This is a genomic window from Chishuiella sp. (genome assembly GCF_032109125.1).
Taxonomy (GTDB): Bacteria; Bacteroidota; Bacteroidia; order Flavobacteriales; family Weeksellaceae; genus Empedobacter.
The window spans coordinates 91,095-112,901 of the sequence record NZ_DAMCLZ010000007.1 but is presented as its reverse complement, the minus strand read 5'-3'; the positions used below and the strand labels follow the sequence as shown (position 1 = coordinate 112,901).

The 21,807-nt window shown below is 27.8% G+C and carries 18 protein-coding genes and 1 riboswitch; of the genes, 10 read left to right on the top strand and 8 right to left on the bottom strand.

All coding sequences use genetic code 11. From position 1 onward, the window contains the following. Positions 1 to 63: 63 nt before the first annotated feature. The gene (locus RT575_RS09375) at positions 64 to 1,365 is read left to right on the top strand and encodes a deoxyribodipyrimidine photo-lyase (protein ID WP_313580398.1); all 1,302 of its coding nucleotides are present in this window, start codon (positions 64 to 66) and stop codon (positions 1,363 to 1,365) included. Positions 1,366 to 1,437: 72 nt separating this feature from the next. After that, positions 1,438 to 3,252: a chloride channel protein gene (locus tag RT575_RS09370; RefSeq protein ID WP_313580397.1), complete on the top strand. Its 1,815-nt coding sequence runs from the start codon at positions 1,438 to 1,440 to the stop codon at positions 3,250 to 3,252. A 3-nt stretch (positions 3,253 to 3,255) separates the two neighbouring features. Here the strand turns inward: RT575_RS09370 and RT575_RS09365 are convergent, their stop codons facing one another. Both RT575_RS09365 and RT575_RS09360 read right to left on the bottom strand, forming a co-directional pair. Then, positions 3,256 to 3,711: a helix-turn-helix domain-containing protein gene (locus RT575_RS09365; RefSeq protein WP_313580395.1), complete on the bottom strand. Its 456-nt coding sequence runs from the start codon at positions 3,709 to 3,711 to the stop codon at positions 3,256 to 3,258. Positions 3,712 to 3,751: 40 nt separating this feature from the next. After that, positions 3,752 to 4,117, bottom strand: coding sequence for a hypothetical protein (locus RT575_RS09360; RefSeq protein ID WP_313580393.1), 366 nt, complete (start codon positions 4,115 to 4,117; stop codon positions 3,752 to 3,754). 171 nt (positions 4,118 to 4,288) lie between these two features. Here RT575_RS09360 and RT575_RS09355 point away from each other — a divergent pair, with 171 nt between their 5' ends. Further along, positions 4,289 to 4,948: a porin family protein gene (locus tag RT575_RS09355; protein ID WP_313580391.1), complete on the top strand. Its 660-nt coding sequence runs from the start codon at positions 4,289 to 4,291 to the stop codon at positions 4,946 to 4,948. Between the two features lie 44 nt (positions 4,949 to 4,992). Here RT575_RS09355 and RT575_RS09350 read toward each other — a convergent pair whose 3' ends face one another. Together RT575_RS09350 and RT575_RS09345 are read right to left on the bottom strand one after the other, a co-directional pair. Next, the gene (locus RT575_RS09350) at positions 4,993 to 6,102 is read right to left on the bottom strand and encodes an NAD(P)-dependent alcohol dehydrogenase (protein WP_313580389.1); all 1,110 of its coding nucleotides are present in this window, start codon (positions 6,100 to 6,102) and stop codon (positions 4,993 to 4,995) included. 132 nt (positions 6,103 to 6,234) lie between these two features. Then, entirely contained in the window at positions 6,235 to 7,146 is a 912-nt protein-coding gene (locus tag RT575_RS09345) for a helix-turn-helix domain-containing protein (RefSeq protein WP_313580387.1), read from the bottom strand. Positions 7,147 to 7,327: 181 nt separating this feature from the next. On the opposite strand from RT575_RS09345, the gene RT575_RS09340 reads away from it, so the two are divergent. From RT575_RS09340 to RT575_RS09325, 4 genes are all read left to right on the top strand, one after another. Next, positions 7,328 to 8,311, top strand: a complete 984-nt coding sequence (locus RT575_RS09340; protein ID WP_313580385.1) for an aldo/keto reductase — start codon at positions 7,328 to 7,330, stop codon at positions 8,309 to 8,311. Positions 8,312 to 8,394: 83 nt separating this feature from the next. Next, positions 8,395 to 9,561: a carboxymuconolactone decarboxylase family protein gene (locus RT575_RS09335; protein ID WP_313580383.1), complete on the top strand. Its 1,167-nt coding sequence runs from the start codon at positions 8,395 to 8,397 to the stop codon at positions 9,559 to 9,561. A gap of 19 nt (positions 9,562 to 9,580) precedes the next feature. Further along, entirely contained in the window at positions 9,581 to 10,423 is an 843-nt protein-coding gene (locus RT575_RS09330) for an aldo/keto reductase (RefSeq protein WP_313580381.1), read from the top strand. A 29-nt stretch (positions 10,424 to 10,452) separates the two neighbouring features. Further along, on the top strand, positions 10,453 to 11,508 hold the full coding sequence (locus RT575_RS09325; protein ID WP_313580379.1) for an NAD(P)-dependent alcohol dehydrogenase: 1,056 nt from the start codon (positions 10,453 to 10,455) through the stop codon (positions 11,506 to 11,508). Between the two features lie 18 nt (positions 11,509 to 11,526). Here RT575_RS09325 and RT575_RS09320 read toward each other — a convergent pair whose 3' ends face one another. The 4 genes from RT575_RS09320 to RT575_RS09305 are packed head-to-tail and all read right to left on the bottom strand — an operon-like array spanning position 11,527 to position 16,444. Next, positions 11,527 to 12,924 (bottom strand): HAMP domain-containing sensor histidine kinase, encoded by a 1,398-nt coding sequence (locus RT575_RS09320; protein WP_313580377.1) that lies wholly within the window; start codon positions 12,922 to 12,924, stop codon positions 11,527 to 11,529. Beyond that, complete coding sequence (locus RT575_RS09315) at positions 12,917 to 13,600, bottom strand: response regulator transcription factor (protein WP_313386365.1); 684 nt, start codon at positions 13,598 to 13,600, stop codon at positions 12,917 to 12,919. Before RT575_RS09315 ends, RT575_RS09320 begins: the two co-directional genes overlap by 8 nt. Positions 13,601 to 13,602: 2 nt before the next feature. Continuing rightward, positions 13,603 to 14,490 carry a diacylglycerol kinase family lipid kinase gene (locus tag RT575_RS09310; RefSeq protein WP_313580375.1) on the bottom strand — a complete coding sequence of 296 codons (888 nt, stop codon included), beginning with the start codon at positions 14,488 to 14,490 and terminating at the stop codon, positions 13,603 to 13,605. Then, a complete protein-coding gene (locus RT575_RS09305; protein ID WP_313580373.1) occupies positions 14,480 to 16,444 on the bottom strand; it encodes an LTA synthase family protein in 1,965 nt (654 codons plus the stop codon). Before RT575_RS09305 ends, RT575_RS09310 begins: the two co-directional genes overlap by 11 nt. A gap of 193 nt (positions 16,445 to 16,637) precedes the next feature. On the opposite strand from RT575_RS09305, the gene RT575_RS09300 reads away from it, so the two are divergent. The 3 genes from RT575_RS09300 to purC all read left to right on the top strand — a co-directional run bounded on the left by RT575_RS09300 (position 16,638) and on the right by purC (position 21,798). Beyond that, positions 16,638 to 16,889 (top strand): hypothetical protein, encoded by a 252-nt coding sequence (locus tag RT575_RS09300; protein WP_313386362.1) that lies wholly within the window; start codon positions 16,638 to 16,640, stop codon positions 16,887 to 16,889. A gap of 127 nt (positions 16,890 to 17,016) precedes the next feature. Further along, positions 17,017 to 17,115, top strand: a riboswitch (purine riboswitch). 92 nt (positions 17,116 to 17,207) lie between these two features. Further along, positions 17,208 to 20,918 carry a phosphoribosylformylglycinamidine synthase gene (locus tag RT575_RS09295; RefSeq protein ID WP_313580372.1) on the top strand — a complete coding sequence of 1,237 codons (3,711 nt, stop codon included), beginning with the start codon at positions 17,208 to 17,210 and terminating at the stop codon, positions 20,916 to 20,918. A 157-nt stretch (positions 20,919 to 21,075) separates the two neighbouring features. After that, a complete protein-coding gene (gene purC / locus RT575_RS09290; protein WP_313373984.1) occupies positions 21,076 to 21,798 on the top strand; it encodes a phosphoribosylaminoimidazolesuccinocarboxamide synthase in 723 nt (240 codons plus the stop codon). The last annotated feature ends 9 nt before the right edge of the window (positions 21,799 to 21,807 follow it).

Here is a 21,807-nt window from a genome sequence, read left to right as displayed (position 1 = left end):
ATTTTTGTGTCTTAATTGTTAAATAAAAATAAGGATAAAATTAGTCCTAAAATTAATATTTTAATGAAAAAAAAAGTTTCTATTTTTTGGTTTAGAAGAGATTTAAGATTGTCTGATAATGTAGGATTACATCACGCACTTCATTCTAATGATAAAGTTTTACCATTATTTATTTTTGATGAAACAATTTTATCCAAATTAGAAAATAAAAAAGATAGGAGAGTAGATTATATTCATCAGGCTTTAAATAAAATTAATTCTGAATTAAAATCTTATGGAACTACATTAACAACTTTTTGTGGTAATCCATTATCTATTTATAAAAAACTGATAGATGAATACGATGTACAAGCTGTATTTTGTAATAGAGATTACGAGCCAAATGCAATTGATAGAGATAAAGAAATATATTATTTTCTTAGAGAACATAATATAGTTTTAAAAGGTTACAAAGACCAGGTTATTTTTGATAGAAATGAGATTTTAAAGAAAGATGGAAATCCATATACTGTTTATACGCCATATTCTAAAAAATGGAAAGAAGCTTTGAAAAAAGAACATTATTCGGCATATGATTTAAACTTTGATAATTTTTATCAACAACAATTCTCTGATATTCATTCCTTAGAAGATTTAGGTTTTGAGAAATCTGATATAGAATTTAATTCACCAATACTTGATAAATCTATTATAGATGAATATGATAAGTATAGAGATTTTCCTGCGATACAAAAAACAACTCAACTTGGTATTGCATTACGTTTCGGAACAATAAGTATAAGAAAATGTGTAGAATTTGCTTTAAAACATAATGAAATTTGGTTATCAGAATTAATATGGAGAGAATTTTTTATGCAAATATTGTATCATTTTCCAAAAGTTGTTCATCAATCTTTCAAAATAAAATATGATGAAATTAAATGGAGAAATAATGAAAAAGAATTTCAGAAATGGTGCGAAGGAAAAACAGGTTATCCAATAGTTGATGCAGGAATGCGACAATTAAATGAAACAGGATATATGCATAATAGAGTTCGTATGATTGTAGCAAGTTTTCTTTGTAAACATTTATTGATTGATTGGCGATGGGGAGAGACTTATTTTGCTCAACAACTTAATGATTACGATTTATCTGCAAACAATGGAAATTGGCAATGGGCAGCAGGATCAGGCTGTGATGCAGCTCCATATTTTAGAGTTTTTAATCCGGAAATTCAAACAACAAAATTTGATAAAGACTTTGAATATATAAAAAAATGGGTTCCAGAATATGGAACAAGCAAATATGTTAAACCTATTGTAGAACATCGTTTTGCAAGAGAAAGAGCTTTGCAAGTTTATGGTGAAACACTAAAGGAACAATAATTGTATATTTTAAAAAAAAATAAAAAAATGATTTATAATTTTTGTCTAAAAAATCTTATCTATTTTTGTTAAATGCAATCAGTTTCTAAAACCAAAAATAAGTTTGTCAAATTTATTGTTCATGCAGTAAATTATTTTCAAGATTTGTTGAATCTTTTAAAGCTCGTGCTTAGTGAAAGACAGTTTTTATATCTGTCTTGTGTATTGGTTGCAATATCTTCAGGTTTAGCAGTGATTGTTTTAAAATCATTTGCCCATTATGTATTTCAATTTACATTATATATCAATGAAATATTAGAGTTACCTTATGTAAATAGTCTTTTACCTATATTAGGAATTGTTGCTACAGTATTTGTTATTCAAAAATTTTTAGATGGTTCAATAGAGAAAGGAACATCACAAATTATGATTGCTGTAGCAAAAAAATCTGGAATAATGCCTAAAAAGCAAATGTATGCCCAAATTATAACAAGTTCATTAACAGTTGGTATGGGAGGGTCTGCAGGATTAGAATCTCCTATTACAATTACAGGAGCAGCTTTTGGTTCTAATTATGGTCAATATTATCGATTCCGATACAAAGAAAGAACATTATTATTAGCATGTGGAGTTGCTTCAGGAATAGCAACAGCTTTCAATGCACCAATAGCTGGTGTTTTATTTGCTATAGAAATAGTTTTGGCAGATATGAGTGTAACTGCTTTTATACCATTGTTATTGTCTTCTGCAACAGGAGCTTTAATAGCAAATATATCATTAAAAAGAGAAATGTTATTGTCTTTTCGTTATGAATTAGAGTTTGATTATAGAAATGTTGTTTTTTATGTTGTTTTAGGTATTTTAGCAGGTTTTATTTCTATATATCATGCTAGATTGTTTAGAAAAGTAGAACATATGATTAGTCATTATTCGGAGAATGTATATTGGCGAGCAGTTGTTGGCTCTTCTTTCTTGGCTTTATTAATTTTCTTTTTTCCAACATTATTTGGAGAGGGATACGAAGGGATTAATTATTTAGTAAATGATAAAGCTAGGTTTATTTTAAGTAATTCTTTGTTAGAGAGCTTTAGTCATAATCAATGGATTGTTTTAGGATTTGTATTAGTCGTTATTCTTATAAAATCTATTGCAACAGGTCTTACATTAGGAAGTGGGGGAAATGGAGGAAATTTCGCTCCTTCATTATTTGTAGGTTCTTATTTAGGTTATTTTATTTCTAAATTATTTAATTTAATCGGATTTAATCTTCCAGTTGCAAATTTCACTGTTGTAGGCATGGCTGCTTTATTGAGTGGCTTGTTTCATGCGCCATTAACAGCAATTTTCTTAATTGCTGAAATAACTGGAGGATATGGACTAATCATTCCGTTAATGATTGTTTCGTCTATAAGTTTTGCTATATCAAAACGATATGATAAATATTCTATGGATTTATATTCAATTGCAGATCAAGGAATAGTTTTTACATCTGATAAAGATCAAAATTTATTCAATAAGATAGATTTATTTTCTATTTATATTAAAAATATTAAAACACTTACAACAGATAACTCTATAGAGGATATAAAAGATATTTTTTCTACAACAACTCAGCATTTTATTCCAGTTCTTAATGAAGATCAGACAATTAATGGTGTAGTAGTTTTAGATCAAATTAGACAATTTTTATTTCATGAAACTTTTGGGGATAAAACATTTGAAGATTGTATTTCTGTAGCTCCATCAATTTCAGTTTTTGCTAATTCTGCAAACGTTATAAAAATGATGGAAAATAAAAAGATTGACTATATGTTGTTGACTAAGCAAGGAAAGTATGTTGGGTATGTTACAGAAAGTTTATTATTAGAAAACTACAGATATAACTTGAAAAATTTAAGAATAGAATAATTCTCATCTGTAAAATTTAGGAGCAATTCCCTCAATTCTTTTGAAAAATTTACCAAAAAAAGATTGTGAAGGAAAATTTAATTCATCAGATATTTCCTGGATAGTCATATTTGTTGATTTTAATAAAGCTTTTGCTTCTAAAATAACATAATCGTCAATCCATTGACTTGCAGTTTTTCCTGTTGATTTTTTAACTATGTGAGATAAATAGCTTGCTGTTATATTCATTTCTTTTGCATAATAGTCAACTTTTCTTTCTGTTCTATAATTATCACGAACAATTTTTATAAATGTACTCGATATTTTTTCTCCTTTTCTGAGAGTGTGATTTTTATTTAATTTATGAATAAAATTCCCTATTCCATAAAAATATGCTAATGTTAGATGTGTAATAATTTTGATTTGATGAGGAGAATCTTTTACATTTATAATTCTTCTTAATGTATTACAATAGTTCAATATAGAGTTTAATTCATCTTCATTTAATTTAATATGTGGTCTATTTTTTTATATTCAGATATAAAGAATGATCAATAAAAGAATCTAAACGTTCAGTAAAATCTTTTGTCATATAAATTAAAATTCCATAAAAATCATCACTAAAGCTTGCAGGTTCTAAAATTTGTCCTGGAATTGAAATCGCAATACTAGATGATTGAAAGTGATAATCAATCAAATCTATTTTACCATTCATTTCACCTTGCAAGCATATACAACAAATAGTTAAATCAGTTTTAATCGGATGATTATATGCTATATGTTTAGATTTAGATAATTCACAGATGTATATTTCATCATCTATTTTATCTAAATTTTCTCTTCCTTCTAAAGATTTTAAAAGGTCATATTTTACAATTTTAGACATTCTTAATGAGTTTAACTTTGTTAAATAACGTTTAATGTCCAATTTTATGATGTTATTTTTATGAATTTATTTAAAAAATGATAATAATGACCAATTATAAATAAATTTAACCTTTCCTAAATATCTGCATGAATATAATTTTGCATTATAATTATTAAAAATAAAAATATCATGATTGTTAAAAGGGAAAACATTTTTAAAAGAAATTTAATTTTATTATTATCTTTTACTTTGTTATTAAGTGTTCAGAAGATAAATGCTCAAACTTTCTTAAATTCTATAAAAGAAAGAATTTCACTTGGTGTAAAAGCTGAAGGAAATGGTACAAATTTTATAATAAAAAATAATCCAAATTTAAAGAGTAAAATAGATTTTGGAGGTGCAATTGGAACTATAATAAGATTTAAGTTAACGGAAAATTTAGCTATTCAAGAAGATATTATGTTTGTATATAATTCATCCACTATAGAAAGGAATGGAGTAGATGATAAATTTCAATATTTTGGAACAGAAGTACCTATTTATTTAATGGGACAATGGAAAAATAATTCAGATGGAAGATTTTTTATTGGAGCCGGACCATATTTTGGTTTAGGTTTTTCCGGAAAATATAAAAATGATGATATTGATGTATTTAAAAAATATGATGGAAATAAGTCTGAAATGAAGAGAATATCAAATGGTTTAGCAGCTAATATAGGTTATGAATTAAGTTCTGGATTACAATTGAATGCAACTTACAAATATGGATTTAATTCACTCAATAAAGATAAAAATGAATATAAAATGTTACCACAATCTTTTTCTTTTGGTTTAGGATATAGTTTTTAATAAAAAAACGAGAAGTTTACTTCTCGTTTTTTTATTATTTGAAATTAATTTTTGTATTCTCCAATTAAGATAACTGGTTTTATAGTTTTACCAGATTCTGAATCTTCAATCGCTTGATTAATATCTTCAAATTTATATTTTTTAATTAATTTATCGAATGGGAATTGACCATTTAGATACATTTCTACCATTTGTGGAATAAATTCTGTAGGAACACTATCACCTTCAACAATTCCTAATAGTTTAATTCCTTTCAAAACATAAGAATTCATTTCAACTTCTAATGGTTTTGTTGCAACACCAACTATTCCCATTTGTCCTAATGATTTTAAATTAGCTAGTGTATTATTAATAACATCGTTTCGTCCTGTAGTATCAAAACCAAAATCAAATCCTTTAGGAGATATTTCTTTTAATGCTTCAATTACATCCACATTACGACTATTGATTACATGTGTAGCTCCCAATTCTTTAGAGAACTCTAAACGATCCTCGTTAATATCAACCATTACGATTTTACCAGCAGAACATGCTTTTGCTGCTAGTAAAGCTGATAATCCAACAGCACCAGCACCAGAAATTACTATAGTTTTTCCTGGAGAAACTTTTAGTGAATTAATAACAGCTCCAGCTCCAGTTTGTATTCCACATCCTAAAGGGCCTAATAATTCTAAAGGTGCTTTTTCTGAAACTTTTATTGCATTTCTTTTATTTGCTATTGCATAGGTAGCAAATGAAGACTGTGAAAAGAAATTATCAAAAACATCATGATTATGATCGTGATGACTATGAGATCCATCTAACCTTGATCCTCCAAAATTTAAACCAGGGAAATTTTCACAATAAGTAGGTTTTCCTTGTTGACATGTATAACATTCTCCACAAAAACCAAATGTTAATACAACGTGGTCTCCAGGTTTTAATTCTGTTACTCCAGTTCCAACTTTTTCAACAATTCCAGAACCTTCATGTCCAAGCACGATAGGAAAAGGAGTAGGTCCAGTTTGTTGGTCTCTTGCAGCCATATCTGTATGACAAGTTCCAGATGCCACAATTCTTACTAATACTTCATCTTCTCTAGGTTCATCTAAGGAAATTTTTTCTAATTCAAATTTCCCTCCTTTCTCTTTTACAAGAGCAGCAGTTATTTCCATTTTTTTGTGTGTTTTAAATACACTACAATTTAAGAAATATATTGCTTATTTAGTGCGTTAATAAGTTAATTAAATCTAAATGTTTTAGTATTATAGTATTAATAAAAATGACTAATTTATTAAAGTTGATACTTAATTAATGTTTCTATATTCTACAGGAGATTTGCCTACTTTTTGTTTAAATAATCGTGTGAAATGTTGAGGATATTTAAATCCTAAATCATAAGCTATTTGGCTTATCGATTTATCAAAGTCTAAGATTCGTTCTTTTGCTACATCAATTATTCTATTTTGGATATATTCTTGAGCAGATACACCTGTTTCTTTTTTAATTAAATCTCCAAAATAGTTTGATGATAAATTTAATTCATTTGCACAGTAAGTTACAGATAGTAATCCATTTACTGATGCGATACCAGAAGATAAATAACTGGTAATTAAATCTTCAAATTTTTCTAAAACACCTTTATTTGGTTTTTCTCTTGTAATGAATTGTCTATCATAAAATCTATCACAATAGTTTAAAAATAATTCAATATTAGCACTAATTAATTTTTTACTATGCTTGTCTATTGTTTGTTGTAGTTCAAATTCAATTTTAGAAAAACAGTCCAATATAATTTGTCTTTCTTTTAGAGACAAGTGTAATGCTTCATTCATTTGATATGAAAAGAAATTAAAGTCTTTTATTGTTTTTCCGAGAGAAGTTCCATGAATTAAATCTGGATGAAATACCATAACATGACCTTGTGGTTGATAATTGGATATTTCATATTCAATATCCCAAACCTGTCCTGGTCCAACAAATACTAATGTTCCTTCTTGGTAATCATAATAATCTAATCCATATCTTATATCACCACATTTTACATCTTTTAGAAAAACAGCATAAATTCCAAAATTCATTTTCACTTTTGTTCCTGCTTTCCAATCACGAGGAGGACATTTAGACAGGTCTAAAATACTTATTAATGGATGTAAAGTCTCTACTCCACAAGAATCGTTATAGTCACTTACTGAATTAAAATAAACTATTTCACTCATTTTTCACTTATTTGTTAAACAAAATTAAGTCATATAAATGGTTAAACATCATTAATTTATATGAATCAGTAATAAAGGTAAATAATGCAGTAATATGTATAACTATTCTCATTTTGTTTCGATGCAATTTTGTAATGTCTTAATGAGTAAGGCTTTATTTATTAATCTAAAATCAAAAAAAATGGATAAAAGAAAATTAGGAAATCAAGGTTTAGAGGTTTCTAAACTTGGATTAGGCTGTATGGGATTAACTTTTGGATATGGTCCAGCAACAGATGAAAATGATGCAATAAAACTAATCCAAAAAGCATACGAATTAGGAATTACTTTTTTTGATACTGCTGAAGCTTATAGTCAAGGTGGAAATGAAATTTTATTAGGTAAAGCTGTCAAATCATTTAGACAAGATGTTGTTTTAGCTACAAAATTTGGTTTTTTGGATGGAGATGCAACAAAAGGTATGGATAGTAGACCAGAAAGAATACGAAAAGTTGTTGAGAATTCTCTTAAATATCTTGGTACTGATTATATAGATTTACTTTATCAGCACAGAATAGATCCTAATGTACCTATTGAAGATGTTGCTGGAACAGTTAAAGATTTAATTGATGAAGGTAAAGTTAAATTTTTTGGAATGAGTGAAGCTGGTATAGATAGTATTAAACGTGCAAATACAATACAACCTGTAAGTGTTTTACAAAGTGAATATTCTCTTTGGTGGAGAGAACCAGAAAATGAAATATTACCACTTTTGGAAGAATTACAGATAGGTTTCGTACCATTTAGTCCACTTGGAAAAGGTTTTCTGACAGGAGCTATCAATGAAAATACAAAATTTGATAGTTCAGATTTTAGAAATATTGTTCCTCGATTTTCTGAAGAAAATAGAAAAATAAACCAATCAATGGTTGATTTATTGAAAGAAATTGCGACAGAAAAAAATGCAACGCCATCTCAAATCGCTTTAGCGTGGTTATCAGCACAAAAACCTTGGATAGTTCCAATTCCAGGTACAACAAAAATTCATCGTCTTGAAGAGAATATAGATTCTGTAAATGTAGAATTATCAAAAGATGATTTACAAAGAATAGAAGAAGCTTCGAATAAAATTAAAATTCATGGAGATCGCTATCCAAAGGAATTACAAAATAGAGTAGGTAAATAAAATACTTAAAGACAAGTGATTAAAATACAATATTTTATTGATTTTTTTGGATATTTAAAGATACCATATTATAAAGAATATAAATGTCATCATATTTAGAAAAAGGAATAAAAGCACCAAAAGAATGGTTTACAGGTAATGTTTGGCTAAACATAAATGTAAAACCAGAAGAAGGTTATAATACAAATATTGGTACTGTAACTTTTGAACCAAAAGCAAGAACAAATTGGCATAAACATACATCTGGGCAAATTCTATTTGTGATTGAAGGTATTGGATATTATCAAGAACAAGGAGATAAAATTAAGGTCATTAAACAAGGAGATGTTATAAAAATCCCTAAAGATGTAAAACATTGGCATGGAGCATCACATCAAAGTGAAATGCGACATATAGCAATGATAACAGATTTTGATAAGGACGAAACAAAATGGTTAGAAATTGTTAATGATGATGAGTATAACCAATTCAAATCACCTATTTATGATGTAGAAAATAATATATCCATAAAAGCGATAATGAATCATGAAGAATTATGGCCAAATTACGTGTCTACATTAAAAGATTCTGATCCAGATTTGATAGAGGTTTTTGATAATTTTGCTTTCGATGAAATAATAGAGAATAGTAAAATAGATGTAAAACTTAGAACATTGATTATTATAGCTTCTACTATAGGAAGTCAGTCGTTAACAGAATTTAAAATGTTTGTAAACGCAGCATTAAATATAGAAATATCAACAATTCAAATAAAAGAAGTTGTTTATCAGTCAGTTCCTTATGTAGGTATTTCTAAAGTGATAGATTTTATTCATGCTACAAATGCAATATTTAGAGAGAGAAATATAGAACTAAATATAGATAGTCAGTCAACTACAAATTTCTCTAACAGATTAGAAAAAGGTTTAGCTGTTCAGAAACACATTTTTGGAAATACAATTGATGAGATGTATAAAAAATCACCTAAAGATTTATTACATATTCAAGAATATTTATCAGCTAATTGCTTTGGAGATTATGTAACTAGAAATGGTATAGAAATTAACGTAAGAGAACTGTTAACTCTTTCTTTTCTTATTGCTTTAGGCGGTACAGAAAATCAAATAAAAGGTCATATACAAGGGAATATTAATATTGGGAACGATAGAGAATTATTAATTGATATGATGACACAACTGATTCCTTATGTAGGTTATCCCAGAGTTTTGAATGCTCTAAATTGCTTAAACGAGATAATTCCATCAAAATAATAATAAAAAACAAACAATTATGAAAACAGTAAAATTAAATAATGGTGTCGTAATGCCTATTCTTGGTTTAGGTGTTTATCAAATAACAGATTATCAAGAATGTAAAAATACAGTATTAGATGCGCTTAAAATTGGTTATCGATCAATAGATACAGCTGCAATTTACAAAAATGAAGAAGCAGTTGGTGAAGCTATAAAAGAAAGTGGAATAAATCGTGAAGATTTATTCATAACAACAAAGCTTTGGATAAAAGATGCAGGTTATGATAGTGCAAAAAAGGCTTTTGAATTATCATTAAAAAAATTACAGGTAGATTATTTAGATTTATATCTTATTCACCAACCTTATGGAGATATTTATGGTTCTTGGAAAGCTATGGAGGAATTATACAAAGAAGGAAAAATAAGGGCTATTGGTGTTTCTAATTTTCATCCAGATAGGTTGATGGATTTAATTGTTCATAATGAAATAATTCCTGCTATTAATCAAATTGAAACTCATCCTTTTTTTCAAAGAAATAATGATCAAAAATTTTTAAAAGAGAATGGTGTACAAATAGAATCTTGGGCATCTTTTGCTGAAGGTAAAAATGATATTTTTCATAACGAAATTCTTTCTGAAATAGGTGAAAAATATAATAAGTCAGTTGCTCAAGTTATTTTACGTTGGTTAGTACAAAGAGGTGTTGTTGTTATTCCTAAATCGGTAAAAAAAGAACGTTTAGAAGAGAATTTTAATGTTTTTGATTTTGATCTTTCTTTAGACGATATGAATTTGATAGCAAATTTAGATCAAAAAGAAAGTTTGTTCTTTGATCATAGAGATCCAGAAAGAATAAAATGGTTATCAAATTTAGATTAATCAATTCAATTTTATAATAAAATAAAAATATGGAAACAATAAAAGTAAAAGCTTTTGGTACTAATTCATCAAATGATGAATTAGCAGAAATGGTAATAAATAGAAGAAAGGTACAAGCGCATGATGTAGAAATGGAAATATTATATTGTGGTATATGTCATTCGGATTTACATCAAATAAAAAATGATTTTGGAGCAACACTATTTCCAATTGTACCAGGGCACGAAATTCTAGGAAGAGTGACAGCAATTGGTGAGCATGTTTCAAAATTTAGTATAGGAGATTTAGTAGGTGTTGGTTGTATTGTAGATAGTTGTAGACATTGTGAGTCTTGCGAAGAAGGAGTAGAACAATTTTGTGAAGAAGGTGTTACATTTTCATTCAATAGTGTAGATAAGGTTTCTGGAGGACATACGTTTGGAGGTTTTTCTAATACATATGTTTGTGATGAGAAATATGTATTAAGAATGCCAGAGTTTGATAATTTAGCAAGTGCCGCTCCTTTACTTTGTGCAGGGATTACAGTGTATTCTCCATTAATGCATTGGCAAGCAGGTCCAGGTAAAAAAGTTGGAGTTTTAGGAATAGGAGGATTAGGGCATTTAGCAATAAAAATAGCAAAAGCGATGGGAGCTGAAGTTACTGTATTTACAACTTCTCCTTCAAAAATTGAAGATGCAATTCGTTTGGGTGCTGATCATGCAGTTTTATCGAATGATAATGAAGTAATGTCTAACTATACACGTCAATTACATTTTATTATAGATACAGTTTCTGCTAAACACGATGTAAATACTTATCTTAATTTACTTCGTCATGATGGAACTGTTGTTTTAGTTGGTTTGCCTCCTGAAGCATTAGAAATAGGAGCTTTTAATGTAGTTTCAGGAAGAAAAAGTTTTGCAGGATCTAATATTGGAGGAATTAAGGAAACACAAGAGATGTTAGATTTTTGTTATAAACACAATATTGTTGCAGATAGTGAAATTATAAATATTCAAGATGTTAATACAGCTTTTGAGAGATTAGAAAAAGGTGATGTAAAATATCGTTTTGTAATTGATATGGCTTCATTAAAAAATTAAAAATATAGAATCTAGAAGTTAATCTTCTAGGTTCTTTTTAATTTTAAGAATTACTTTTGTTCCTTGTCCTTTTTTACTTTCTATTATTATTTCACCTCCAATTATTTCAGCAAATTTTGTTGCTATATTTAATCCTAAACCAGATCCAGAGATATTTAATGTCGTTTGATCTTGTGTTCTAAAAAAACGATTTTTAATTAATTCTAAATCATTTTCACTAATACCAATTCCGTTGTCTTCAAAAATGATATAACAATAACTATTTTCAAAATTAGAAGAAACCGTAATAATTCCATTTAGTTTAGAATATTTTATTGCATTAGATAGAATATTATCAATTATAATCTCAATAACTTCTTTATAACTATTGATTGATTCGTTTGTTAATTGATTTATTTTAATTTGTATTTGTTTTTCGTTTAATAAAATATCAAAACGATTTATCGCAGTTAGTATTTCATTTTTTACATTTATACTTGTTTTATCTAAATCTAAACTGTGATTTTCTACGCGTGAAAATAATAAAAACTGTTCCACTAATCGATAAAGACGCTCAACTTGTTTTAATGTATAATTAATTTTTTCGTTATATTCTTCTTGAGTTCTTTCTTTTCGAATTAATATTTCTAAAGTACCTTTTATAATTGCTAAAGGAGTTCGTAGTTCATGTGAAGCATCTGCAGAAAATTGTTTTGCTCTTATTAATTGAAATTCTAATCGATCCAAAAGAGAATTTATTGTGACAGAAAGCTGATGTAATTCGTCTTTGTTCTTATGTAAAATAATTCTTTCAGACAGATTATTTTCAGAAATTGATTGTGCTGTTTGTATGATATTAAATACTGGTTCTATCGATCTTGAAGCTATAAATTGTGTAATAAAAAATATGATTATAATAGAAATAGGAAAAATGATGAACAATGCTTTTTGTAAATATGATAAAGCAAGTTGATTGTGTTTGGTAGAAATACCAACAACAACATAACCTACAACTTCTCCATGATGAATTAATTTAGCTTGAGAAATTAACATTTCAATAGATTTATAATAAGCGTAATATGGTTTTTTATCTTTTTGATGATCTTTCCACAAAAGTTTACTTTGTACTAAATTCGGGGAGTTTTCAACTAAATTAAAATTTGTATCATAAATAGAAATAAATACAGGATTTAATGAAATATCTGTATGTTCTATTTCTTCCCATTCTCTTGGTGCTACATAACTAGTGAAGGTTGGTTCTTGTAAAACATAATTTATATGACCATCAATTTCATCTTCCAAGGATTCATACATGGTTTTATTAATTCCATTATTCACAATAAGATATATTAATCCTAAAATAATAAGTAGAATAACAGAAAATGAAATACTATAAAATATAGCAATTCTATTTTTTATGGATAAATTTTTAAACATCTTTTGATATATAGCCAACACCTCTTATCGTGTGTAAACGAGGATCATCTTTTGTTAAATTTAATTTTTTTCGAATAGCATTTATAAAAACATCAATTACACTCGTATCATATTCGAAATGAATATCCCAAACGTTTTCGATAATTTCTTTTCGTGTGCAAATTCGGTTTTTATTTTTAAATAGATAATATAAAAGTTGAAATTCTTTAAGTGTAAAATCTATAATTTTTTTGTCTAAAAATACTTGATGTGTCGTTACATTGATTGTTATATTCCCAAAGTTTAAATCATCGACTGTTTCAATTTCTCTTAAATAGACATTAATGCGAGCAATTAATTCATTGAAGTTAAAAGGTTTTTTTATATAATCATTTGCACCAGCATTTAATCCTTCAATAGTATCTTGAACTGTATCTTTTGCAGTTATAAATAGGATAGGTGTTTTTGTATTAGGATTGTCAGAATTTCTTATTGCTTTACAAACATCAATTCCAGATAAGTCAAGAATCATCCAATCCAATAGGATAACATCAAAAACTTCATTGTTTATTTTTAGCAAAGCTTCTTCGCCACTTATAGTATGCGTTACAATCATTTCTTCTTCTTGTAAACCTTGAATCATGAAATTAGCAATTCCCATTTCATCTTCAACGACTAAAATCTTTGCCTTCGTCATTTTTATTTTGGTATTAAAACATTCAAAGCATTAGGTATTATACTAATATCAATACTTTTGTCGGTTAGAATAATAGCTTCACCATCAATCTGAGCAATTGTTTTCTCATTAGCAGAATATAACTTCATTTCACTTATTTGAATAACTTTTGCAACTTTCATTTTTTCGAGTTTTTTTCTCAATACAGAAATTGAAAACTGAATTTGTTGTATAAAATTAAGTTTTTTTACGGCTACAAAGTCTAATTTTCCATCATTTAATTTCGCATTTGGGCAAAAAGTTATTCCATAACCAGCTTCGTTAGAATTAGAGCAAAATAAAAAATAGTAATCATCTTCCAGAATTTGATTATTACCTAATTCAATTTTAAATGTTTTTGATTGGTAACTAAAAATAGATTTTGTTGAAGCTGATACATAACCTAAGAAATTTCTAAGATTAGTTTTCGAATAATTATTGATAACATCTGCATCAATTCCAAATCCAATATTACTAAAAAAGAAATGATTGTTAAGTTTTCCAGCGTCTATCTTCATTGCTTTTGCTTCACAAATTATTTCAAATGCTTTTTCTATACATTTAGGAATATTTAAGTTTGATGCTAAACCATTTCCAGATCCGATTGGAATAATACCTAATAAGATTTCTGTACCAACCAATGCTTGTGCGACTTCATTAATTGTTCCATCTCCGCCACAAGCAACTATTGAGTAAGGCTTTTCATGGAGTAGACTTTTTACTAAATCAGTAGCATGACCAGTTTTTTCAGTTAATAAAATTTTAAATTCAACGTTTTTTGATTGAAAAAAACGTTGAATTTCTGATTGTATGATTTTTCCTTTACCCTTTCCAGCAATTGGATTTACGATAAAAATGATTTTATTTTTCACTTAATAATTTGTTATTAAATAAATAATCAGCAGTTTGATAATTTGATATAATAGAACGCTCGAATTTTGGATCAACTTTAGCATCAATCAAATTTGTTTTGTTCCATTTGTATTGATTAATTATTTTTTGATCGGAAAGAATACTAACATCATCACCTCTTTTCATTCCTAATTTGATGTATGTACCAACAAAAGATCGAGATTGATACAATGGATCAAAAATATCTTTTCCATAAAATTGCGAAGTATATTTCCAATTTAATAATGAAAATAAAGTTGGAAAAATATCAATCTGAGAAACTTCTTTTTCAACTTTTTCATTATTATGAGAGTGTAAATTGTAGATAAATGCAGGAATATGATGATTTTTAATATCAATAGCATCTTTACCTGCGCTACTAGCACAATGATCAGCAATAAAAACAAAAACAGTATTATTAAACCAAGGTTTCTTTTTTGCTTGTTTCAAAAACTCTCCTATGGCATAATCAGAATATTTTACAGCTCCTGGACGACCTGTTCCTGATGGAATATCTATTTTTCCATTTTCGTATGTATAAGGTTTATGATTTGATGTTGACATTACAAAAGCAAAAAATGGTTGTTTTGATTGATATTTTTCATCAGCAACTTTCAGAACTTTTCTATAGATATCGTCATCAGCAATTCCCCATGCATTTTCAAAAGTTACTTCATTATCATCTATATTATATCGTTTTGTATTTATATCATCACTCAAAATACTTCCACGTCCTCTATCATAAATATCAAATCCATTTCCTCCAAAAAAAGCATTCATATTGTCAAAATATCCATCTCCTCCATAAAAAAACATATTATGATATCCTTTTGCCTTAAAAACAGAAGAAACTGTATATAAATTTTGATTATCTACACGTTTAACAATACTATTTCCTGGTGTTGGAGGGATAGAAAGTGTTACAGCTTCCATACCACGTACAGTTCGTGTTCCATTCGCAAACATGTTAGAAAAATAAATACTATTATCAGCTAATTGATTAAGATTAGGTGTGATAGATTTATTATTGTATTTCTCTTGAAGAAAAGAAGAACTCATACTTTCCATCATAACAAAAATTACATTTGGTTTTTGTTCAATTTCTGTAGGATTATTTGCTAAAACAGTTCTTCTTAAAGGATTTTTAAATTCTTGATCGAAAACAGTTTTTGAATCTTTTAATTCTATTTTCATTTCAGAGAAAGCATCTTCAATAGGAATAGATTTATAATGTTCATCATATTTTAAGTGGTTATTTCTAAATGCTGAGAAAAAAGAAAAAATTCCAGCTTTAGAAATCTCATTGTTGTATCTATTTTCAGATGTCGAGCTACTATCGTTATTAATAAAAAATAATGTTGTGGTTGCTATAATTAGATTTATTCCAAAAATGATTATTTTCTGAGTGAATGTTGCTTTGTAATTGAATGTACTGTAAAATACTTTTCTTTTTTTAGAAATATAAAGAGTGATACCTGTTATTAAAACTATTCCTCCAATTAATAAAGGTAATGGATATGATTCTTGAATGTTTTTTACAACTTCATAAGTGTAAATAAGGTAATCTACAGCAATAAAATTAAATCTACTTTTGAATTCATCCCAAAATGTAATTTCAGCAAAAAATGTGAAATAGATAATTACTAAAAATAACGTATATATAAAATAAACAAATATTTTATCAAAAATACTATTAATGAATCGATTGGGTAATACTAAAAAATAAAATGATAGAAATAAGCAAAAACAACTTACAACACTTATATCATAAATGAATCCCCAAAAAAATGTATGTAATATTTCAGTTATAGACCAATTGAAATCTTTATTAATCCATAAAGCGAAAATTATACGAAGAATAAAAGAGATAATAATGAATAATGTAGAAAAGAATAGTAGACTACTATAACGATTCTTTAATTTATTTGTAAACATTTTGTATTAAATTATGCTTCAAATATCAATGTTAAATAGAAGTTATACCTAACGAAAATAAAAACTTAAGCGAATCTTAAGTTTAGCTAGAATGCAATAATATTCACTATGCAGAAAAGTTAATAAATTAAAAAGGTTAATTTAAATGAAATATAATTGTAAATTTGCACACTATTTTTAAATATTGAAAATAATGGAAGAGATGTTAGTTAATGAAAAAGAAGAGAAGTTTTTAAATTATTGGGAACAGAGATTTAAAACAATATTTGAAGATAATACTAGTTGGACTAAGTTATTTATGACAGTTAACAAATCTACATTCCCAGATTCAGTAAACATTGAAGTTTTTTCGAAAAGATTCTCACAAGATTTTAATATGCAGTTATCATATAAATACGATGAAGTTGATAACGAATATGATTTGACGATTGTTAAATTAAACTAATTATTTAATAACTTACAAAATTTATAAAAATTCTAAATTAAATAATTATTAATTTTTTTCAAATACTATTTGATTATTTTTAATAAAATGTTTAATTTTGCAGTTCACTTTTAAAGAGGTGATTTTAGTTTTTAAAGTTTACAACATTTGTATAGCTCATAATAAGGTTGAGCGTCTCTACGGCAGACCGTAAATACTTGCCACTACAAATGAATTTTTTCTTTTTTGCATTAATTGTAAAAATAGAGATATATTTGTTTGTCGAAGTAAATACAAATGGTTTAAACATATTAAACAAATACAACAGCAAACAAAACAATGAACCAAAGACTTTTCATTCAGAAGAAATCAGAATTTGACATTATAAGTCAAAAGACTACAATAGAACTTAGAAACCTTGTACCTACAATTGAGTGCAAGGTTTTTGTTATTTATGATCTATTTAATATAGACGAAAATCAACTAGAAATGGTTCAAAATAAGGTGTTTGTAGATCCTGTTACAGATATATCTTTTAAGTACGTTGAGGATGCTATAAATGAAAGCATCCCTTATTCAAAAAACTTTTTTGCTACTGAGTTTTTACCAGGTCAGTATAGTCAAAGAGATGATTCTGCTGAACAATGTTTAGTTTTGATGAATGTTGAAAATGTAACAATAAAATCTGGACTATTATATGTTTTCAATGATGATTTATCGAAAGATGATTTACAGAAAGTAAAAAGTTATTTAATTAATCCAATAGAATCTCGTGAAAAAGATTTATCAAAAATGGAAATCCCTGCAAATCCTGCAGTAACAGAAGTTCCTACTATAGATGGATTTATTATAGCTGACGAAAAGCAGTTAAATGATATTCATACAAACTTTGGTTTATCATTAGAAATGGATGATTTAATTTTTATACAAGATTATTTTAAATCAATTCAACGCAATCCTACAGAAACAGAATTAAAAGTTTTAGACACTTATTGGTCGGACCATTGTCGTCATACAACTTTTGAAACAGAAATAACAGACATTAAGTTTAATTCTAAATTTAATGCAACTCTTCAAAAAACATTCGATTATTATCAACAAATTCGTCAAGAATTAGGAATTACTAAACCAATTCGTTTGATGGATTTAGCAACAATTATGGGGAAATATCTTTCTCGTACAGGTGTTGTTAAAAACATTGATGTATCAGAAGAAATTAATGCATGTTCTATTGCTGTTCCTATTGATGTAGATGGAATAGAAGAAGAATGGTTATTACAATTTAAGAATGAAACACATAATCACCCAACAGAAGTAGAACCTTATGGAGGAGCATCAACATGTGTTGGAGGAGCAATTCGTGACCCTTTAAGTGGTCGTTCTTATGTTTTTCAAGCAATGAGAATTACAGGAGCAGCTAATCCGTTAGAAAAAATTGAAGATACTTTACCAGGTAAATTACCACAAAGAAAAATAACAAAAGAAGCAGCAAACGGTTTCAGTTCTTATGGAAATCAAATTGGTTTAGCAACAACTTTTGTGAAAGAAATTTATGACGAAGGTTATAAAGCAAAACGAATGGAAGTTGGTTTTGTAGCTGGAGCTGTAAAAAAAGAATATGTACGTCGTGAAGAACCAGTTGCTGGAGATAGAATTATCTTATTAGGAGGAGCAACAGGTCGTGATGGAGTAGGAGGAGCTTCGGGATCATCTAAAACACATGATGGTTTAAAATTAGATGATTTATCTGCTGAGGTACAAAAAGGAAATGCAATTGTAGAAAGAAAAATACAACGTTTATTCCGTAATCCAAATGTATTAACATTAATCAAGAAATGTAATGATTTTGGTGCTGGAGGTGTTTCAGTTGCTATTGGAGAAATTGCAAGAGGAATTAATGTTGATTTAGATAAAGTTCCTTTGAAATATGCAGGCTTAAATGGTACTGAATTAGCTATTTCAGAATCTCAAGAACGTATGGCTGTTGCAGTAGAGGCAAAAGATGTTGATACATTTATAGCTTTAGCTAAAGAAGAAAATTTAGAAGCAACTTGTGTTGCTGAGGTTACTGCTGACGACACAATGACTTTAGTTTGGAAAGGAACTAAAATTGTTGAATTAGATCGTAAATTTTTAGATACAAATGGAGTTCGTAAACAAGCAAAAATTGAGGTTACGGACGAAAATTATACAAATCCTTTTGAAAATAAATCATTCGATAGAAATGAATTTATTGCAATGATGCAAGAATTAAATCATGCATCTCAAAAAGGTATGGTAGAGATGTTTGATAATAATGTTGGACGTTCTACTATTTTAAATGCTTTTGGAGGAAAAACAATGGATACTCCAGAAGATGTTTCTGTACAGAAATTTCCTACAGATGGTTTCACAAATGCTGTATCAATCGCATCATTTGGATATAATCCTATAATTTCTCGTTGGTCTAACTATCACGGAGCTTATTTTGCGGTGATAGATTCTATGACGAAAATTGTTGCTGCTGGAGGTAATTATGCTGATATTCGTTTGACTTTTCAAGAATATTTTGAAAAATTAAGAAACGAAGAAATTCGTTGGGGAAAACCTTTTGCTGCGATTTTAGGTACAATTGAAGCGCAACGTCAGTTTGGAATTCCTGCTATTGGAGGAAAAGATTCTATGTCAGGTTCATACCAAGATATAGATGTTCCACCAACATTAATTTCATTTGCTATTGCACCTTCTCAAACAAATAAAGTTGTTCAAGGTACATTGGTTAATAAAAATTCTAAATTATCTGTTTTTATTCCAACTCAGCATGAAGATTATTTGATTGATGAAAATAATACGAAATCAATTTTTGATTTTATAACTTCTCTTGATAGAAATAATGTAAAATCAATGATGATAGTTAAATTTGGAGGAATTGCAGAGACTTTAGCTAATATGGCTTTTGGTAATGAAATAGGTTTTGCAATAAATACTCAATTAGATTTGGCGAAATATTATCCTGGATCTATTATCATTGAACATGCAGATGAATTAAATGTTCCAACAGATATTTCTACAAATTATCATTCATTAGGAAATACTACAGATAAAGAATTATTTGAATTGAACGGAGAAGAAATTAATTTGAAAGAATTAAAACATCTTTGGAAAGAAACTTTTCATTCAATTTTCCCTTATAAATCATCTTCCGACAAAGTTATCGAAGATAAAGACTTGAAAGCTGAAGAAATTTGTTTTCCTTTCTCTGAAAATAAAGTTGCAAATCCTAAAGTGTTTATTCCAATTTTTCCTGGAACAAATTCAGAATATGATTCTGCAAAAGCTTTTATAAAAGAAGGAGCAATTGTTACAACTTTACCATTTAGAAATTTATCAGAACAAGATGTTGAAGAATCTGTAAATGCTTTTGTAACTGAAATAAATAAAGCAAATATTTTATTTATTCCTGGAGGTTTTTCTGCTGCTGATGAACCTGACGGATCGGGTAAATTTATAGCGACAGTTTTACGTAATGAAAAAATTAAAACTGCAATCCATCAATTATTAGAAAGAAATGGATTAATTTTAGGAGTGTGTAATGGTTTTCAAGCATTAATAAAATCAGGTTTATTGCCTTATGGTAGAATTCAGGATTTAGAAGAAAATACACCAACATTAACATTTAATGAAATTGGTCGTCATATTACACAATTAGCTAAAGTTCGTGTAAATAAATCTCACTCACCTTGGTTAAACGGAATGGAAGGTCAAGAGTATTGGATTCCTTTTTCTCATGGTGAAGGACGTTTCGTAGCAAATGACCAAGAATTAGAAAAATTAATAGATAAAGGTCAAATTGCAACACAATTTATTGATTTAGAAGGGAAATTGGCTGGACAAATGCCATATAATCCTAATGGATCTACTTTTGCTGTAGAAGGAATTGTTTCTCCTTGTGGGAAAATTTATGGTAGAATGGGACATCCAGAAAGATATGAAGAAGGATTATTCAAAAATATTCCAGATAATGGATATATGAATATCTTTAAAAATGCTGTAGAGTATTTTAAGAATTAAACAAACAACAAACAATAATAATTTTGATCCTGAACCAATCAAAATTAGAACTCGACAAATAACCTTGAACAAGTTATTTATCGCAAACAGGCAAACAAGAAGTGGACTTTTTCATTTCAAACAAAACAAAAAAACAAAAAGTTAACAACAGACAACGATGAGCTTAACAAAAAAAGACTTCATTTACGAAGGAAAAGCAAAACAAGTGTACGCTACAGAAGAAGCAGACAAAGTAATTGTTTATTACAAAGATGATGCAACTGCTTTTAATGCACAAAAGCGTGGAACGGTTGAGGACAAAGGAGAAATGAATAACAAAATTTCTACTTTAATTTTTGATTATTTAATCGAAAAAGGTATTCCAACACATTTCATCGAGCAGTTAAATGATCGTGAACAATTAGTGAAAAAAGTTTCAATTATTCCAATTGAAATGGTTGTTCGTAATTATGTAGCAGGAAGTATGGCGCAACGTTTAGGATTAGAGGAAGGAGGTAAATCTCCTGTTACAATCTTCGATATTTGTTACAAAAAAGATGAATTAGGTGATCCACTTATCAATGATCATCATGCAGTTTTATTAGGAGCTGCAACGTATGATGAATTAAAAGAATTATACGCAATTACTGATAAAATTAATGAAGCTTTAAAAGAATTATTTTTAAAAGCTGGATTGATTTTAGCTGATTTCAAAATAGAATTTGGAAAAGATGTTGATGGTAATATAATTTTAGCTGATGAAATTTCTCCAGATACATGTCGTTTATGGGATGTAGAAACAGGGAAAAAATTAGATAAAGATCGTTTTCGTCGTGATTTAGGTGATGTTTCAGAAGCTTATCACGAAGTATATAATCGTTTAGTAGAAGTTTTAAAATAATCATTTTTT

Excerpts from the sequence above, each read along its gene's own strand:
- RT575_RS09345 (WP_313580387.1), bottom strand. The coding sequence starts at position 7,146 with ATGAGTGAAATAGTTTATTTTAATTCAGTAAGTGACTATAACGATTCT.
- RT575_RS09335 (WP_313580383.1), top strand. The coding sequence starts at position 8,395 with ATGTCATCATATTTAGAAAAAGGAATAAAAGCACCAAAAGAATGGTTT.
- RT575_RS09315 (WP_313386365.1), bottom strand. The coding sequence starts at position 13,600 with ATGACGAAGGCAAAGATTTTAGTCGTTGAAGATGAAATGGGAATTGCT.
- RT575_RS09295 (WP_313580372.1), top strand. The coding sequence starts at position 17,208 with ATGAACCAAAGACTTTTCATTCAGAAGAAATCAGAATTTGACATTATA.
- RT575_RS09370 (WP_313580397.1), top strand. The coding sequence starts at position 1,438 with ATGCAATCAGTTTCTAAAACCAAAAATAAGTTTGTCAAATTTATTGTT.
- RT575_RS09350 (WP_313580389.1), bottom strand. The coding sequence starts at position 6,102 with ATGGAAATAACTGCTGCTCTTGTAAAAGAGAAAGGAGGGAAATTTGAA.
- RT575_RS09355 (WP_313580391.1), top strand. The coding sequence starts at position 4,289 with ATGATTGTTAAAAGGGAAAACATTTTTAAAAGAAATTTAATTTTATTA.
- RT575_RS09360 (WP_313580393.1), bottom strand. The coding sequence starts at position 4,117 with ATGTCTAAAATTGTAAAATATGACCTTTTAAAATCTTTAGAAGGAAGA.
- RT575_RS09300 (WP_313386362.1), top strand. The coding sequence starts at position 16,638 with ATGGAAGAGATGTTAGTTAATGAAAAAGAAGAGAAGTTTTTAAATTAT.
- purC (WP_313373984.1), top strand. The coding sequence starts at position 21,076 with ATGAGCTTAACAAAAAAAGACTTCATTTACGAAGGAAAAGCAAAACAA.
- RT575_RS09330 (WP_313580381.1), top strand. The coding sequence starts at position 9,581 with ATGAAAACAGTAAAATTAAATAATGGTGTCGTAATGCCTATTCTTGGT.
- RT575_RS09320 (WP_313580377.1), bottom strand. The coding sequence starts at position 12,924 with ATGTTTAAAAATTTATCCATAAAAAATAGAATTGCTATATTTTATAGT.
- RT575_RS09325 (WP_313580379.1), top strand. The coding sequence starts at position 10,453 with ATGGAAACAATAAAAGTAAAAGCTTTTGGTACTAATTCATCAAATGAT.
- RT575_RS09375 (WP_313580398.1), top strand. The coding sequence starts at position 64 with ATGAAAAAAAAAGTTTCTATTTTTTGGTTTAGAAGAGATTTAAGATTG.
- RT575_RS09340 (WP_313580385.1), top strand. The coding sequence starts at position 7,328 with ATGGATAAAAGAAAATTAGGAAATCAAGGTTTAGAGGTTTCTAAACTT.
- RT575_RS09305 (WP_313580373.1), bottom strand. The coding sequence starts at position 16,444 with ATGTTTACAAATAAATTAAAGAATCGTTATAGTAGTCTACTATTCTTT.